General features: G+C 65.1%; 13 protein-coding genes and 1 riboswitch. Of the genes, 7 read left to right on the top strand and 6 right to left on the bottom strand.

The genetic code is table 11. The features are described from left to right. Window positions 1-123: 123 nt before the first annotated feature. Genes tauA through QTI66_RS05515 form a run of 4 tightly spaced genes read left to right on the top strand, consistent with a single transcriptional unit; the run spans window position 124 to window position 3666 of the window. The gene (gene tauA, locus QTI66_RS05530; RefSeq protein WP_286558011.1) at window positions 124-1155 is read left to right on the top strand and encodes a taurine ABC transporter substrate-binding protein; all 1032 of its coding nucleotides are present in this window, start codon (window positions 124-126) and stop codon (window positions 1153-1155) included. A 15-nt stretch (window positions 1156-1170) separates the two neighbouring features. After that, window positions 1171-1992, top strand: coding sequence for a taurine ABC transporter ATP-binding protein (locus QTI66_RS05525; RefSeq protein ID WP_286558009.1), 822 nt, complete (start codon window positions 1171-1173; stop codon window positions 1990-1992). Then, window positions 1985-2851 carry an ABC transporter permease subunit gene (locus QTI66_RS05520; protein ID WP_286558008.1) on the top strand — a complete coding sequence of 289 codons (867 nt, stop codon included), beginning with the start codon at window positions 1985-1987 and terminating at the stop codon, window positions 2849-2851. Before QTI66_RS05525 ends, QTI66_RS05520 begins: the two co-directional genes overlap by 8 nt. A 44-nt stretch (window positions 2852-2895) precedes the next feature. Continuing rightward, the gene (locus tag QTI66_RS05515; protein WP_286558006.1) at window positions 2896-3666 is read left to right on the top strand and encodes a TSUP family transporter; all 771 of its coding nucleotides are present in this window, start codon (window positions 2896-2898) and stop codon (window positions 3664-3666) included. Window positions 3667-3672: 6 nt separating this feature from the next. On the opposite strand, the gene QTI66_RS05510 is transcribed toward QTI66_RS05515, so the two are convergent. After that, window positions 3673-4554, bottom strand: coding sequence for a LysR family transcriptional regulator (locus tag QTI66_RS05510; RefSeq protein WP_286558004.1), 882 nt, complete (start codon window positions 4552-4554; stop codon window positions 3673-3675). A 169-nt stretch (window positions 4555-4723) separates the two neighbouring features. Here QTI66_RS05510 and QTI66_RS05505 point away from each other — a divergent pair, with 169 nt between their 5' ends. Beyond that, window positions 4724-5161: a PACE efflux transporter gene (locus QTI66_RS05505; RefSeq protein WP_286558003.1), complete on the top strand. Its 438-nt coding sequence runs from the start codon at window positions 4724-4726 to the stop codon at window positions 5159-5161. On the opposite strand, the gene QTI66_RS05500 is transcribed toward QTI66_RS05505, so the two are convergent. Both QTI66_RS05500 and QTI66_RS05495 read right to left on the bottom strand, forming a co-directional pair. Beyond that, a complete protein-coding gene (locus QTI66_RS05500; RefSeq protein ID WP_286558001.1) occupies window positions 5094-6071 on the bottom strand; it encodes a lipase secretion chaperone in 978 nt (325 codons plus the stop codon). The two genes, QTI66_RS05505 and QTI66_RS05500, sit on opposite strands and share 68 nt — an antisense overlap. An 11-nt stretch (window positions 6072-6082) precedes the next feature. Continuing rightward, the gene (locus tag QTI66_RS05495; protein ID WP_286558000.1) at window positions 6083-7114 is read right to left on the bottom strand and encodes an esterase/lipase family protein; all 1032 of its coding nucleotides are present in this window, start codon (window positions 7112-7114) and stop codon (window positions 6083-6085) included. Window positions 7115-7242: 128 nt separating this feature from the next. Further along, window positions 7243-7320: riboswitch (S-adenosyl-L-homocysteine riboswitch) on the top strand. 57 nt (window positions 7321-7377) lie between these two features. Between QTI66_RS05495 and metH the strand changes: the two genes are divergently transcribed. Continuing rightward, complete coding sequence (gene metH, locus QTI66_RS05490) at window positions 7378-10092, top strand: methionine synthase (RefSeq protein WP_444814966.1); 2715 nt, start codon at window positions 7378-7380, stop codon at window positions 10090-10092. Between the two features lie 661 nt (window positions 10093-10753). On the opposite strand, the gene QTI66_RS05485 is transcribed toward metH, so the two are convergent. From QTI66_RS05485 to QTI66_RS05475, 3 genes are all read right to left on the bottom strand, one after another. Continuing rightward, a complete protein-coding gene (locus tag QTI66_RS05485; protein ID WP_286557997.1) occupies window positions 10754-11950 on the bottom strand; it encodes an amidohydrolase family protein in 1197 nt (398 codons plus the stop codon). Continuing rightward, window positions 11896-12660 carry a TetR family transcriptional regulator gene (locus QTI66_RS05480; RefSeq protein WP_286557995.1) on the bottom strand — a complete coding sequence of 255 codons (765 nt, stop codon included), beginning with the start codon at window positions 12658-12660 and terminating at the stop codon, window positions 11896-11898. Before QTI66_RS05480 ends, QTI66_RS05485 begins: the two co-directional genes overlap by 55 nt. A 107-nt stretch (window positions 12661-12767) precedes the next feature. Beyond that, entirely contained in the window at window positions 12768-13541 is a 774-nt protein-coding gene (locus QTI66_RS05475) for a ferredoxin--NADP reductase (RefSeq protein WP_286557994.1), read from the bottom strand. A gap of 228 nt (window positions 13542-13769) precedes the next feature. Between QTI66_RS05475 and QTI66_RS05470 the strand changes: the two genes are divergently transcribed. After that, window positions 13770-15407: a 6-hydroxynicotinate reductase gene (locus tag QTI66_RS05470; protein ID WP_286557991.1), complete on the top strand. Its 1638-nt coding sequence runs from the start codon at window positions 13770-13772 to the stop codon at window positions 15405-15407. Window positions 15408-15454: the final 47 nt, after the last annotated feature.

The raw sequence follows: 15454 nt of genomic DNA, 5'->3' as shown, positions 1-15454 counted from the left end.
TTTCCCTGATGTCTGCGCGGCGGAGGGTGCCTTGGTCTCAGCGATTAAGCGCATCTGGCACCACTGGCCGCAAGCCCCCGTGAAGACACTGCCGTTGAACCACCCACCACAACGGAGACATCGATGCGAACCTTCAAGCAACTTTTCAGCCGGTGCGCCCTCGCATTCGGCATGGTATCGGCAGTGAGCGGCGCAGGAAATGCGCTTGCGCAGACCCGCGAAGTGACTGTTGCCTACCAGCAGATCGCCGGGCCGATGATCGTCGCCATGACCAGCGGCACGATCGAGAAATCGACCGGCTACAAGATCAACTGGCGCCAGTTCGAATCGGGCGCCAAGGTGGCCACCGCCATGGCCTCTGGCGACGTGCACATCGGCGTGATCGGCTCCAGCCCGCTGGCCGCCGCAGTGAGCCGCGGGCTGGACCTGCAGCTCTTCTGGATCCTCGACGACATCAACGAGGCTGAAGCGCTGGTCGTGCGCAATGGCGCGGGCATCGACAAGCCGGCCGACCTGAAGGGCAAGAAGCTCGGCGTGCCCTTCGTGTCGACCACGCACTTTCACACCATGTTCGCGCTCGAGCAATGGGGACTCAAGCCGACGGAAGTGCAGTTGCTGAACATGCAGCCCAACCAGGTCGCAGCGGCCTGGGAGCGCGGCGACATTGACGCGGCCTTCGTGTGGGACCCGGCGCTCGCGCGCATCAAGCAGACCGGCAAGGTGCTCATCACCTCGGGCGAGCTGAGCAAGAAGGGCAAGGCGACCTTCGACGGCATGGCCGTGAGTCGCCCCTTTGCGGAAGCGAACGCGGACTTCATGGCGAAGTTCGTCAAGGCCGTGGCCGATGCGGATGCCGCCTACCGCGCCAACCCGGCGGCTTGGGGGCCTGACTCTGCGCCCGCCAAGGCCATCGCCGGCAAGATCGGCGGCGACCCCAAGGCCAGCTCCGATGCCCTCAAGCTCTATGCCTACCCCAGCGCCGAGCAGCAGGCCTCGCCCGCATGGCTCGGCGGTGGCCAGGCCAGCGGCGCCGCCAAGGCCTTGAAAGCCACGGCTGACTTCCTGCTCGAGCAAAAGCGCATCGATGCGGTGTCTGCCGACTACAGCAAGTTCGTCACCGCGAAATACGCCGAAGCGGCGCTGCGCCTGAAGTAAGCCAAGGAGAACCTCATGGCATTGGAACAACTCCAGGTCAAGAACGTGAGCGTCACCTACCCGGGGCGCACGCCCACGGAGCAGGTGCACGCACTCGACCACATCGACCTGACCATCAACCGCGGCGATTTCGTCGTCGCGCTCGGCGCATCGGGCTGCGGCAAGACCACGCTGCTGAGCCTGATGGCGGGCTTCATCTCTGCATCGAGCGGCGACTTGCTGCTCGGCGGCAAGGCCATCCAGGGACCGGGCTCGGACCGCGGCGTCGTCTTCCAGAAGCACGCGCTGCTGCCCTGGCTCAGCGTGATGGAGAACACCGAGTTCGGCCTCAAGCTGCAAGGTGTTCCGAAGGCCGAGCGGCGCGACCGGGCGGCGAAGAACTTGGCGCTCGTCGGACTGCAGGACTTCCACAAGCACATGATCTACCAGCTCTCGGGCGGCATGCAGCAACGCGTGGGCATTGCGCGCGCCCTGACCTGCAACCCGGCCATGCTGCTGATGGACGAACCCATGGCCGCACTCGATGCGCTGACGCGCGAGACCATCCAGGAACTGCTGCTGGACGTTTGGCAGAAGACGCAGAAGATGTTCTTCTTCATCACCCACAGCGTGGAAGAAGCCCTGTTCCTCGCCAGCCACCTGATCGTGATGTCGCCGCGACCCGGTCGCATCACGCACCGCTACGAACTCGACTTCAACAAGCGCTTCCTGCAAACGCGCGACGCGCGGGCGGTGAAGTCCAGCCCGGACTTCATCCAGATGCGCGAGAAGGTCCTCAACATCATCTACGGCGACGAACGTGCCGGTGAAGCACACAAGGAGTTGAGCCATGTCTGACATCGCCATCAAGGCGCCGCAGGGCGGCAGCTTCATCACGCGCACCTTCGCCAAGCGTTCGGTGCGGCCGGGCGAGCAGTTCGGCGCGCCGGGGCAGGGCCGGGCCGGCGCCATCGCCACGGGCACGGTGATCTTCACGCTGGCGCTGTGGGTGCTCGTCACCAACATGGGCTGGGTCAAGCCGCTCTTCCTGCCGTCGCCGCAGGCGGTGTTCGCGAAATTCATCCAGGTGGCCACCGAAGGCTTTGCCGGCGCGACACTGTTCGAGCACACGTGGACCAGCCTGTACCGCGTGTTCGGCGCCTTCTCGCTCGCCTGCGCCACGGCGATTCCGATCGGCGTGATGATGGGCGTGAGCCGGGTGGCGCGCGGCATCTTCGATCCGCTGATCGAGTTCTACCGGCCACTGCCGCCGCTGGCCTATCTGCCGATGGTCATCATCTGGTTCGGCATCGGCGAGTTCTCCAAGCTCTACCTGATCTTCCTGGCGATCTTCGCGCCGATGGCGATTGCCGCCCGCTCGGGCGTACGTTCGGTGTCCACCGAGCAGATCCACGCGGCCTACTCGATGGGCGCGACACGCTCGCAGGTGATCTGGCATGTGATCCTGAAATCGGCGCTGCCCGAGATTTTCACCGGCATGCGCATCGGCATCGGCGTGGGCTGGACCACGCTGGTGGCCGGCGAGATGGTGGCGTCGAACCGCGGGCTGGGCTTCATGGTGCTGAACGCGGCGGAGTTCCTGGCAAGCGACGTGGTCATCATGGGGATCATCGTGATCGGCCTGTTCGCCTTCAGCTTCGACGCGCTGATGCGGCATCTGGAGAAGGTGCTGGTGCCCTGGAAGGGCAAGGTCTAGGCAACGTCGGCAACGCAAGAAGAAGCGCAGGAACGAAAAGCATCATGAACGCGTGGCAGGTGGTCTCGTTCCTGGCTTGCGTGGGTGTCGCCACCTGCGCGCAGTCGCTCACCGGCTTTGCCTTCGGCTTGATCCTGCTGGGGCTGGTCGGGGTGCTGCACCTGGCGCCGCTGGCCGATGCGGCCAACGTCGCCAGCGTGCTGACGCTGGTGCAGGCGGCGGTAGTGCTCAAGGGATCGCGCAAGGCCATCGACTTGCCGACGCTGCGCGACACGGCGCTGGGCAGCGGCATCGGGGTGGTGGGCGGCGTGGTCCTGCTCGGCTGGCTGAGCGGCAATGTCGTGCTGCTGCTGCGCGTGTTGCTGGGGCTCACGATCCTGGCCTGCGCGACGGTGCTGGTCGCGCGTTCGGCGCCCTTGCCCCAACGCTCCTCGCGTGGCAGCTTTCGCGCCTTCGGCTTGGCGTCAGGCCTGATGAGCGGGCTTTTTTCCAGTGCCGGACCGCCGCTGGTCTACCAGTTCTACCGCCAGCCGATGAACGCGCTGGCCGTGCGGCAAACGCTCGTGATGGTGTTTGCCTTCAATGCCTTGTTGCGGCTCATGCTCACGGTCCCCACGGGCCAGTTCAGCCTGCACGCAGTGGGGCTCAGCCTGCTCGCCTTGCCGATGGTGCTGGGGCTCACATGGTTGATGAAACGCCATCCCCCCGATTGGTCGCCGCGCACGGTACGCGGCGTGGTGTGTGGGTTGCTGGTGCTCGCGGGCCTCAGCCTCGTGGTGCCGGTGGCCGCGAGCTACGCCCACGGCGGGATCTGATCTGCTTCAGGCGCGCGCCATCAGCGCCACGAAGCGCTGCGCACCCAAGCCCAGCGGTCGCTCCTTGGACCAGACGACGTCCACCCACAGGTCCAGCCCGTTGGACAGGTTCTCGAACTCGATCTCGACCAGCGCGCCCGCCTGCACATGCGGCAGCGCAAAGTTGCGCGGCAGCCAGCCCCAGCCGAGCCCGGCGGTGATCATGCTCAGGGCGGCCAGCGCGTTGTCGGTGCGCCAGGCATGGCGCGCGAAGACGAAGCGCGGATCGCTGGTGGCCAAGTCGCGGCCGGCAACGACGATCTGGCGCGTGTTGGTCAGGTGCTGCTCGCGAAGACGCCCGCCCGCGGCCAGCAAGACCGGATGCGTCGGCGCGATAACGCTCACCATCATTTCGGTGGCGACCTCCTGGAATCCTTCGCGCCCGTCCAGGCTTGGACGCTCGAAGACCAGCGCAAGCTGCGCGCGGCCCGTGTGCAGCATCGACAGCGCATCGGCCTGGGGCGCCGCCAGCACTTCGACTTCGAGCAATGGATGCTCCGCCGCCAGCGTAGCCAGCGCGCCGCTCCAGGGTGCCGAGAGCAACTCGGGCGCGATCGCCAGCGTGAGCCGCGATTCAAGCCCCTGCGTCAGGCCGAGCGCTTGGACCTGCAGCGCCTTGAACTGCGCGTCCAGCAGTCGCGCCTGCGGCTCCAGCGAGCGCGCCGCTTCCGTCGGACGCGGCTCGCGACCCGTCCGGTCGAACAGCGGCAGGTCGAGTTCGGCCTCCAGATTGGCGATGGTCATGCTCACCGCCGACGGCACGCGCCCCAGCGACCGCGCCGCCGCAGAAAACGATCCGTGGTCCAGCACCGCCAAAAACACCTGCAAGTTGTCGCTCGAAAAGCTCATGTCTTTGCCTTCCTCCTTCCCCCTCCGGGGGAAGGCCGGGATGGGGGCACGCCCGCTTCCCACGCCCCCACCTATCAATAAACCTGAAAGAACATGACTTTTTATATCAGCAAAACAAACATAAAGTCCAGCCTTAAGTCATCAACCAACCCATCCCGGACCCAACGTCATGCAGGGCATCAAGCGCAAAGTGATCTACATCAGCCTCTACGAGGGGTTGGCGATCGTCGCCGCCAGTGCGGGCTTGTCGCTGATGTCGGGCGAGGGGCTGGACAAATCGGGCCCGCTGGCCATCGCCTCGTCGGTGGTGGCCATCCTGTGGAACCTTGGATTCAACACCTTGTTCGAGCGCTGGGAGTCCACACAAGCCACCAAGGGCCGCAGCTTGATGCGCCGCATCGTCCACGCGATCGGCTTCGAAGGTGGACTGGCCGCGATCCTGGTGCCGCTGTTCGCGTGGGTGCTGAAGGTGTCGCTGTTCGAGGCGCTGGTCATGGACCTGGGCCTGCTGCTTTTCTTCCTCGTCTACACCTTTGCCTTCAACTGGGGTTTTGACCGGGTGTTCGGCTTGCCTCGCTCGGCGATGGCGTCGACCCAGCCTGCGTAAGGCGGCTCGACCGCAGGGCCAGCGCAGCGTCGATGCGCATGCGCTCGTTCTCGTCGAACAGCGACTGGCGCAGCTGTTCCTGCTCAGCGGCCGGGGCGTTGGCGTACTGGTCCAGGCGCTGGTTCCATTCCTGGTTTTCGCGATCGAGGTTGGCGAGGTTCGTGGCGGCTTGGCTGCCGTAGAGCGCGCTGCGCGCCGCAAAACGCTCTTGCGCGCTGGCGCCGCGCGCTTCCAGTTCGTCGGTTTGCCGTTGAACGTCGACGTGGGCCATGGTTTCGCGCCGCTCCTTGCGCTGTTCTTCCGTCAGCCAGGCGGTTTCGGTGCTTTCGAGCGCCGCCTGACGCTGCGCCGGCGTGAGTGAAGCGTTGTGAATGATCTCCAGCTTCTCGGCCATGTAGTTGTCCTGGCGAATCTCATCGCCGAACATCCCCTCGACTTCTTCTGGCGAGAAGTACCGCCGGCGCACTTCCGCGCGCGCCTCGAGGGCGCGACGCATGGACGCGGCATCGTTGGGATCGGGTTGCGCGACCGATCGCATCGCCTCCTGCATGTCGATGTAGCGCTCGAGCAAGCCGAGCGCCCGCACGCGCAACTCGGCCGGCAAGTGCTTTTCCAGCAGCGCGGGCGCCATGGCCATGAACGCCGCCTTGCTGGTGGCTTGCGCCTCTGACAGCACGCTGTCGAAAATGCGAAGCAAGGCCGGATTCAGCATGTGGTCGGGTCCGGTGGTGACGATGCTGGCCGGCCGCAGTGGCTGCGACGCCGCCACCGCCACTGCAACGCGCTCGCCGCCGGGCGATGCGGCTGCAGCCGCCGAGTCATCCGGCTGCGCAGGCTCGGCCACCAGCCACCATCCTCCCAGCGCGACCACGGCCGCGCCGACCACCATGCTGATCCGTCGTGCCTGCATGTTGCGCTCCGTCAGAGTCCCACGCCCTTCAGGCGGGCGGCCTGGTCCAGATAGAGCTGGATGGGCTTCTTCTCGAACAGGCTCCACAGGCTTGCATCCGTGAGGCCGAACACCTGGTTGATCTCGTCGAGGTGGTTCTGGCGATAGTCGCCCAGGTGTTGGCCCAGCCGGCTGTCGCACGCGCCTACCAGACCGTCATTGGCGACGCCCGGATAGGCGAGGGCGCCCAGGGCACCCATCGGCGCGTCGCTGATGTCCAGCAGGTTGGTGGTGGGGGCGATGCCAGTCCACGAGTAGTAGCGGATTCCATTGACCACAGCCGGGCCGCTGGTGACTGCGCAGGAAGATCCGGCCGGGCGCAGGCCCTGCGGGAATTTGGCGTTGAAGGCGTTCGAGCCAGGCGTGCTCAGGGTGTACAGCGAGCTGAGAGGCGCTTCCGGCAGCTGGTCGGGATCCTTGCCCGACAAAGCGCCGATCACCTGTGCCAAGAACTTCGTTGCGCTTGCGATGGCCGTTTGCGCGAATCCGCCGTTGGGCAGTCGGGCCAGCATGTCGGCCACCTTCGATCCGCCATTGGCACCGCCCACAGAGGTGACCGAAGCGACCAGGTCAGGCGCAACCGCCGCAACGTAGCGCGAGGTGGGCGATCCTTGCGAGTGGCCGATCAGGTTGAACTTGAGCGTCGGGTTGCCGGTCAGGGCCCGGATGTTCTTGAGCTCCCGGATGAGCTGCTCGCCGCGCACTTCAGACGTGTTGAGCGCCGATACCTGCGCCACGTACACCTTGGCCCCGGCGCCGGCCAAGCTCTGCGGGACCTTGTAGAAGTAGTCCACGCCCAGGACGTTGTCGAAGCCCATCAAGCCGTGCACGAGCACGATGGGGTGTTTGGTCTGTGCGGTGGTCGATGTCACCCATGCGGTGACTTGTTGCGCCCCACCCGCGGCCGCCTGCGTGATGGGCGCGACGGCCAACATGCAGCAAAGCGCCATGGCGCGCAGCGGCTTGGTCGCTGGACGCGACCGGAAATTTGACTCTTTGGTCATTCTGACTCCCTGAATATTTAAAACGAACGTTCGTTCTATGACGAACTGCGGGCGATTCTCTGGGGCTCGCCCGACTCACGAACCTGGGGCTTTCCCGAGCGCCCGCCTGAAACGACCTAAAATGCACCCCTCCCAAGGAGCGTTGCAGCGAGTCACCCCCAATGGATTCGTCAGGCTTGGGATCTCAACAACGACGCTCGCCTGTTAAGAACCATTGCACAGGTGAGCCCATGGCCCAAGCCCCTCAAACCGTCGTCCCCCCCATGAAGCTGTCCGGCCTGGAGCCGGTGCAGATCGGCGAAGGCACGCTCTTCGTCAACATCGGCGAACGCACCAACGTCACCGGCTCCAAGGCCTTCGCGCGGATGATCCTGAACGGTCAGTTCGAAGAGGCCCTGGCCGTGGCGCGCCAGCAAGTGGAGAACGGCGCGCAAGTCATCGACGTGAACATGGACGAGGCCATGCTCGACAGCAAGGCCGCGATGGTGCGCTTCCTGAACCTGATCGCCAGCGAGCCCGACATCGCGCGCGTGCCGATCATGATCGACAGCTCCAAGTGGGAAGTCATCGAGGCGGGCCTGCGCTGCATACAGGGCAAGGGCATCGTCAACTCGATCTCGATGAAGGAGGGCGTGGAGCAGTTCAAGCACCACGCCAAGTTGCTGCGCCGCTATGGCGCTGCGGCGGTGGTCATGGCCTTTGATGAAAAGGGCCAGGCCGACACCTATGAACGCAAGATCGAGATCTGCGAACGGGCTTACCGCATCCTGGTCGACGAGATCGACTTTCCGGCGGAAGACATCATCTTCGACCCGAACATCTTCGCGGTGGCCACGGGCATCGAGGAGCACAACAACTACGCGGTCGACTTCATCAACGCCACGCGCTGGATCAAGCAGAACCTGCCGGGCGCGAAGGTGTCGGGCGGCGTGAGCAACGTGAGCTTTTCCTTCCGCGGCAACGACCCGGTGCGGGAAGCCATCCACACCGTGTTCCTGTACCACGCGATCAAGGCGGGCATGGACATGGGCATCGTCAACGCCGGCATGGTCGGCGTGTACGACGACCTGGAGGCGACGCTGCGCGAGCGCGTGGAAGACGTGATCCTTAATCGCCGTCCCGATGCCGGCGAGCGACTGGTCGAAGTGGCGGAGACCGCCAAGAGCGGTGCCAAGGACGAGAGCAAGAAGCTCGAATGGCGCGGCACGCCCGAGGCGCCGCAGACCGTCGGGCAGCGCCTGAGCCACGCGCTGGTGCACGGCATCACCGACTTCATCGTCGAGGACACCGAAGAGGCGTATCAGGAGATCCTCGCGAAGGGCGGCCGCCCACTGCACGTGATCGAAGGCCCGTTGATGGACGGCATGAACATCGTCGGCGACCTGTTCGGCCAAGGGAAGATGTTCCTGCCGCAGGTGGTGAAGTCCGCGCGCGTGATGAAGCAGGCCGTGGCCCACCTCATTCCCTACATCGAGGAAGAAAAGAAGCGCGACGAAGCGGCCGGCCGCGACGTGCGCACCAAGGGCAAGATCATCATCGCCACGGTGAAGGGCGACGTGCACGACATTGGCAAGAACATCGTCACCGTCGTGCTCCAGTGCAACAACTTCGAAGTGGTGAACATGGGCGTGATGGTGCCCTGCCACGAGATCCTGGCGCGTGCCAAGGTCGAGGGCGCGGACATCGTGGGGCTCTCCGGCCTCATCACGCCAAGCCTGGAAGAGATGCAATACGTCGCCGGCGAGATGCAGAAGGACGAGCATTTCCGCGTCAAGAAGATCCCGCTGATGATCGGCGGCGCCACCACGAGCCGCGTGCACACGGCCGTGAAGATTGCGCCGCACTACGAAGGCCCGGTGATCTACGTGCCCGACGCCTCGCGCAGCGTGAGCGTGGCGCAAAGCCTGCTGAGCGAGCAGGCCACGAAGTTCATCGACGAAGTCAACGCAGACTACGACAAGGTGCGCCTGCAGCACGCCAACAAGAAGCAGGTTCCGCTGTGGCCGCTGGCCAAAGCGCGCGCCAACAAGACGCCCGTCGACTGGTCGAACTACACGCCGCCGCAGCCCAAGTTCATCGGCCGGCGCGAGTTTCGCAACTACGACCTGACCGAGTTGGCGAAGTACATCGACTGGGGACCGTTCTTCCAGACCTGGGACCTTGCGGGCCCGTTCCCGGCGATCCTGAAAGACGAAGTCGTCGGCACCGAGGCGGTGCGCGTGTATGCCGATGGCCAGCGCATGCTCAAGCGCCTGATCGAAGGGCGTTGGTTGACTGCAAGCGGCGTGATCGGCTTCTGGCCGGCGAACACGGAAAACGATGACGACATCGCGCTCTACGCGGACGAGTCGCGAGAACGCAAGATCCTCACGTGGTACGGCATGCGCCAGCAAACCGAGAAGCACGTGATTGACGGCGTGACGCGTCCGAGCCGCTGCCTGTCCGACTTCGTGGCGCCGCGCGGGAGTGGCCTGAAAGACTACGTCGGCATGTTCGCCGTCACGGCCGGCCTGGGTGTCGAGAAGAAGGAGAAGTACTTCGTCGACGACCTGGACGACTACTCGGCCATCATGCTCAAGGCGCTGGCCGACCGGCTGGCCGAAGCGTTTGCCGAAGCGATGCACCACCGCGTGCGCACCGACCTGTGGGGCTACGCGGCTTCAGAGTCCTTGACCAACGAGGACATGATCCACGAGAAGTACAAGGGCATCCGCCCCGCGCCGGGGTATCCGGCATGCCCGGACCACAGCGTGAAGCGCGCGATGTTCGACGTGCTGCAATGCGCGGACATCGGCATGGGTGTGACGGAGAGTTTGGCGATGACGCCGGCTGCGAGCGTCAGCGGGTTCTATCTGAGTCACCCGGATTCGACGTACTTCAATGTCGGCAAGATCGGGCATGACCAGTTGGTGGATCAGGCTTTGCGGCGTAATCAGAGTGAAGCGGAGTTGGAGCGGTTGCTGGCGCCTAATCTTTGATGGGGGCTGTGTGTGTGTTGGCGCGGCGTGTGTGGGGGGTGGCGTCGGCGGGCGGTGTGCCTGTGGTCGGCTGACGCCTCGGGTCCTTCGGACTTCGCTGCTGCTCCTCAGGAAAGGCGGGGTCCGCAGAACTCGCTGCACTTCGTTCCGCTCAAACCGCTGCGGCCCTCTTTCCGCCTTTCCTTGCGGTGCTCGCCCGAGGCTCAACAGCCGCCCACAGGCATACCGCCCGCCGACGCTGGACACGGTGGGGGTGAACTGTCCGCCGCACAGGGTGGGGGTGAACAGGACGTTTCGACGGTCGTGCTCCAGCAAAGAATGCGCGCGCCGCTAACTCTTGCGCGCGGACGGATCAACGCGCAGGTTCGATGGAAGCGCCCACACCGTTGGCGCCTCCCCGGAGGCCGGTATGCGATGGCCGCTGGGCGCCGCCTCTGTGGCGCTGAGCAGCGCAGCGTTTCGCGGGATCAGGCTCGCAGCTGTTTGACCGGAGCGAAGCGCAGGGAGTTCTGCGAGACCCCGCGAAACGCGAGCAGCGCAAGGCAGTCGCGAAGCGACCGCCACAGTGAAGGCGCCCAGGGGCCATCGCATGCCGGGCGGCCCCCGCAGCGAACATGAATGCGTTCGGCCATCGCATGCAGGCCGTTCCCTGAAGAAAGCGCTAACCGCCACTCACCACAACAGGAATCTCCGTAGCAGGCGGCGTGTTGCGACTGCGCCCACAGCGGACGATCCCGTCGATCATGACCATGCCGACGCCCGGGATGTCGCCCAGCTGAACGCTTTCGAGCAGCCCCGGCGCAGGCGAATGCTGAGCCTTGTCCATGAACACGAAATCCGCATCACGGCCTACTTCGATCAACCCGCAGTTGAGCTTGCGAATGCGCGCCGTGTTGCCGGTCGCAAAGCAGAACACCAGCTCGGCCGGGATGTTCGCGATGGACGACAGCATCGACACCATGCGCAGGATGCCCAGCGGCTGGACGCCTGAACCCGCGGGGCCGTCCGTGCCCAGAATCACCCGATGCGGGCACTTCAGATCCAGCGCCGCCCTGGCCGCGGCAATGGCGACCTTCTCGTTGCCGTTGTGCACGATCTCGATGGCGCGCGACGACTTCTCGCACAGTTCGCACACATGCGCCTCGGGCAGCGAGGTGTGGCCGCCGTTGATGTGGCCGATGATGTCCGCGTCGGCTTCGAGCACCACGTCCTTGTCGATCAGGCCCGAGCCGGGAATGGACGGCCCGCCCGTGTGGATGGTGCTCTGGATGCCGTACTTGCGCGCCCACGCCACCATCTCCCTGGCCTCGTAACCCGCCTTCACCGAGCCGAGTCCGACTTCGCCCAGCAGTCCCACTCCGGCCTCGGCCAGATCCTTGAAGTCGCTCTCGACCATGCCCTTTTCAATGACGGGCGCACCGGCCAGCACCTTCACGCCACTGGGCCGGAAGTTGTCGAATGCACGTTGCGCCGTGATGGCCAGCGCCTTCAGGCCGACGATGTCCTTCGGGCGCCCGGGCAGATGTACTTCGCCCGCCGAGATCATCGTCGTCACGCCGCCGTTCATCGTCGAATCGATCCAGCCGATCTGTCCCTGCCGCGGCGTCCAGTCGCCGAACACCGGGTGCACGTGGCTGTCGATGAGGCCGGGCGCGACGCAGGTCTTCTTCACGTCGATGACCGTCTTCGCGCCTTCGACGTCGCAGTCCTTTTCCTTGCCGACCGCCACGATCAGCCCGTCGTTCACCACGATGGTGTCCGCGTCGAGGATGGGGCGGTCGATGTCGCCCGAGAGCAGCAGCCCTATGTTCCGGATGACGACCTTGCCCGACTTGGCGCCGGCTGCGACTTCTGCCATATCTTGACTCCGTGGGGTGTGGGTGTGTCTTCTTCTGGAGGAGGGCCCGCGTCGACCGTGCGCAGCACCGTCTCGATCACGAAGTCTTCCCAATGCGCGACCGCCTCGGGCGTCTCCAGCGGCTCGCCGAGGAAGGCCGTGAGCGTGTGCCGGTTCGAGGTGTAGAAGTAGCCGGTGGAAGCGATCAGCAGATACAGGTCGCGCGCCGCGATGTTGTTGCGAAACAGCCCCTGCGCCACGCCGCTGTCGATGATGTTGCGGATGATGGTGATGGCGTGCGACGAATACTCGCGTGCCCGCAGCGACTTGGCAATGTGCTTGCCCTTGTGCAGGTTCTCGGTGTTGAGCAGCGTGACGAACTCGGGGTTGCGGCGGTAGTAGCCGAGCACGAAACGGATGATGGCGGTGAGCGCCTCGACGGGGCGCGAGGTGTCGAGTTCGATGGCCGCCTCGGCCTCGTCCATGCGCCGGTAGATTCCCTCCAGCACCGCAATGAAGAGGCCTTCCTTGCTGCCGAAGTAGTAGTAGATCATCCGGTCGTACGAGTTGGCGGCCTTCGAGATCTTCTCGACGCTGCCGCCGTCGTAGCCGTACTTCGCGAACACCTTGGTCGCTGCGCGCAGGATGCTCTCGCGCGTGGCCTGCGCCGCCGCTTCGCGCACGCCGGTTCCACGCGTGGGACTCTTGCGCGCTGGCTTGGCGTCCGTCATCTTCAAAAGCGGGTGATGCGGCCGCCGCCGGGCCGCCCCAAGGCGAGCCGCGCCCCCTCCCCGGGAGGTGGCGAAGCACACGAAGTGGCAAGCCGGGAGGCCAACATTTACTTTTCCGCGAAGGCGCGTTCGACCACGAAGTCGCCCGGCGTCGACGTGTTGCCTTCCTTGAACCCACGCCCTTCGAGGATGTGCTTCAAGTCCACCAGCAAGCCGGGGCTGCCGCAAAGCATCACGCGGTCGTGCGCCGCATCGAGCGGGGGTAGGCCCAGGTCGTCCGTCAGCTTGTTGGTCGAGATCAGGTCGGTGATGCGGCCCATGTTGCGGAACTCTTCGCGCGTCACGGTCGGGTAGTAGAGCAACTGTTTCTCGATCATCTCGCCCAGCACTTCGTGCTTGGGCAGGTGGTCGGTCACCAGGTCGTGATAGGCCAGCTCGTCGATCTGGCGCACGCCGTGCACCAGGATGACCTGCTCGAACTTCTCGAAGGTCTCCGGGTCGCGGATGATGCTCATGAAGGGCGCCAGGCCCGTGCCCGTGCCGAACAGATACAGGCGCTTGCCCGGCAGCGTGTAGTCGATCAGCAGCGTGCCCGTGGGTTTGCGGCCAACGATGATGGTGTCGCCCACCTGGATGTGCTGCAACTTCGACGTGAGCGGGCCTTCCTCGACCTTGATGCTCAGGAACTCGAGGTGCTCTTCGTAGTTGGGGCTCACGATGCTGTACGCGCGCAGCAACGGCTTGTTGTTGACCTTCAGGCCAATCATCGTGAAGTGGCCGTTGGAAAAGCGCAGGGCCGGGTCGCGTGTGGTGGTGAAAGTGAAAAGGCGGTCCGTCCAGTGATGGACGCTCAGGACTTTTTCTTCGCTGAAGGCACTCATACGGAAATCAGGTCAGTTGGTGGATGAATGGGGGCGCCGGACGCACCTGCCGGCACCGAACCCTCGATTGTCGCGCCTTCGCGCGAACTGGATGAAATCACCATTGCATGCCCCCGATCTGTTTGCTACATTGCAGTTTGATGTAGTGAACACAACATGAAATTGTAGTGAATGCTACACAGCCTGACAGCGCCGCGCAAGCCCGACTTTCATTCGAGATCGCCCCCGATGACAGAACACACCAAAACTGACGGCCTTCCCGGCATGGACATGCCGATGCGCGCCGACGCCGACCTGCGCTCGGCCCCGCGCAACGAGCGCATGAGCACGAGCAAGATCGAGTGCAATGCGTGCCCGGTGCTGTGCCAGATCTCCGACGGGCGCACCGGTGCGTGCGACCGGTATGCGAACCGGGGCGGGGCGCTCGTGCGGGTCGATCCGGTGGTGCTGCTGCGACGGGAGCTGGCCAGTCCTTCGCCGGCGCTCGTAGCGTTTTCTCGCACGGCAGACGGCGCAACTATTGCCAGCGGCGGCGATAGCGACGCCGCCACGGCATCCGTCGATCCCGACTGGAACGGCGACTTGCTGCATTCGGATGAAGTCTTCGTCACCGGCGTCGGCTCCTCCACCACCTACCCCGACTACAAGCCCGCGCCTTTCATCGTCGGTTCGAAGGCGCAGGGCGTGGACATGGTCACCGTGGTCACCGAGGGCATCTTCAGCTACTGCAGCTTCAAGGTGAAGATCGACACCGACCGCTTCCTGGGCGCGGAACAGGCCAACGTGCGCTATCGCGGCGAGGTGGTCGGCCACGTCACCACAGCGGAATACGGCTCGCAGATGCTCTCACTGGGCGGCGTGCATCACCTCACCGGCGGCAGCAAGAAGGAAGGCCGCATGACGGTCGAACTCATGCAACTGCTGGGCAACAAGCAGCCGGTGGAATGCACCATCGATGGTGGTGCGAGCATCGTCGTGCAGGCGGGCAAGGCGCCCATCGTCAACGGTGTAGAAGAACAACGGATGCGCGTGGGTTGCGGCTCGGCGGCGGTCGGCATCTTTGCGCGCCAGCTCTTCGGCCATGCGGATGAAGTCGTGGTGGTCGACGATCACATCACCGGCGTGCTCACGGAGCATCAGGCCGGCCGCTGCCTGGACATGAAGCCTTCGGGCATCCAGATGCGCGGGCGCAAGTCGACGCCGGGCCGCTACTTCCAGGTGGCCAATCCGGGCAACGGTTGGGGCGGCACCGACATCGCCGATCCGCTGTCGATCATCGAAGGCTGGGAAGAGGGTGTGGCCAAGCCGGGCCTGCGCCTGCTCATGACCTCCACCACCGGCGAGCACGCGCAATGGTATGTGCTCGACGATGCGCTGCAGCCGGTCGAGCAACCCATGCCCGAGGACGTGCGTCGCGTGGTCGATCGCATCGGCGAGAACTGCGAGCCGTCGCTGTGCACGGTGCTCTTCCTCGGCGGGGCGGGGGGCAGCCTGCGCGCGGGCGTCACGGAAAACCCGGTGCTGCTCACACGTGCCATCAAGCGCGCGCTGGTCAACGTGACCTGCGGCGGCGCGCCGGCCTATGTGTGGCCCGGCGGCGGCATCACGGTGATGGCCGATGTGATGCGCATGCCGGACAACAGCTTTGGCACCGTGCCCACGCCGGCCATCGTCGCGCCCATCGAATTCAGCATGCGACAGGCGGACTACGCTGCCCTGGGCGGCCACATGGAGCATGTGTTCTCGCTCGAAGAGGCGCTGGCGCGCGGCGCGTGGCACAACGACGGGGCGCCGCAGTCGCGTCGATGGATGGCGCTCGATCCAGCAAATCCCTGGCCGCTGGGCCAACCGCCGATGCTTGGTTAGATATGTTTGCCTGCCGGCTTGCCACTTCGTGCGCTTCGCCACCTCCC

The organism is Variovorax brevis, assembly GCF_030317105.1.
In the GTDB taxonomy this organism is placed as follows: Bacteria; Pseudomonadota; Gammaproteobacteria; order Burkholderiales; family Burkholderiaceae_C; genus Variovorax; species Variovorax brevis.
Note: the sequence above shows the minus strand (reverse complement) of the source record. Positions and strands in the feature narration are given on the sequence as shown.

Bases quoted from the DNA above. Each gene is read 5' to 3' on its own strand.
- QTI66_RS05520 (WP_286558008.1), top strand. From the start codon at position 1,985: ATGTCTGACATCGCCATCAAGGCGCCGCAGGGCGGCAGCTTCATCACG.
- tauA (WP_286558011.1), top strand. From the start codon at position 124: ATGCGAACCTTCAAGCAACTTTTCAGCCGGTGCGCCCTCGCATTCGGC.
- QTI66_RS05505 (WP_286558003.1), top strand. From the start codon at position 4,724: ATGCAGGGCATCAAGCGCAAAGTGATCTACATCAGCCTCTACGAGGGG.
- QTI66_RS05485 (WP_286557997.1), bottom strand. From the start codon at position 11,950: ATGGCAGAAGTCGCAGCCGGCGCCAAGTCGGGCAAGGTCGTCATCCGG.
- metH (WP_444814966.1), top strand. From the start codon at position 7,378: ATGAAGCTGTCCGGCCTGGAGCCGGTGCAGATCGGCGAAGGCACGCTC.
- QTI66_RS05500 (WP_286558001.1), bottom strand. From the start codon at position 6,071: ATGCAGGCACGACGGATCAGCATGGTGGTCGGCGCGGCCGTGGTCGCG.
- QTI66_RS05480 (WP_286557995.1), bottom strand. From the start codon at position 12,660: ATGACGGACGCCAAGCCAGCGCGCAAGAGTCCCACGCGTGGAACCGGC.
- QTI66_RS05525 (WP_286558009.1), top strand. From the start codon at position 1,171: ATGGCATTGGAACAACTCCAGGTCAAGAACGTGAGCGTCACCTACCCG.
- QTI66_RS05510 (WP_286558004.1), bottom strand. From the start codon at position 4,554: ATGAGCTTTTCGAGCGACAACTTGCAGGTGTTTTTGGCGGTGCTGGAC.
- QTI66_RS05470 (WP_286557991.1), top strand. From the start codon at position 13,770: ATGACAGAACACACCAAAACTGACGGCCTTCCCGGCATGGACATGCCG.
- QTI66_RS05515 (WP_286558006.1), top strand. From the start codon at position 2,896: ATGAACGCGTGGCAGGTGGTCTCGTTCCTGGCTTGCGTGGGTGTCGCC.
- QTI66_RS05495 (WP_286558000.1), bottom strand. From the start codon at position 7,114: ATGACCAAAGAGTCAAATTTCCGGTCGCGTCCAGCGACCAAGCCGCTG.
- QTI66_RS05475 (WP_286557994.1), bottom strand. From the start codon at position 13,541: ATGAGTGCCTTCAGCGAAGAAAAAGTCCTGAGCGTCCATCACTGGACG.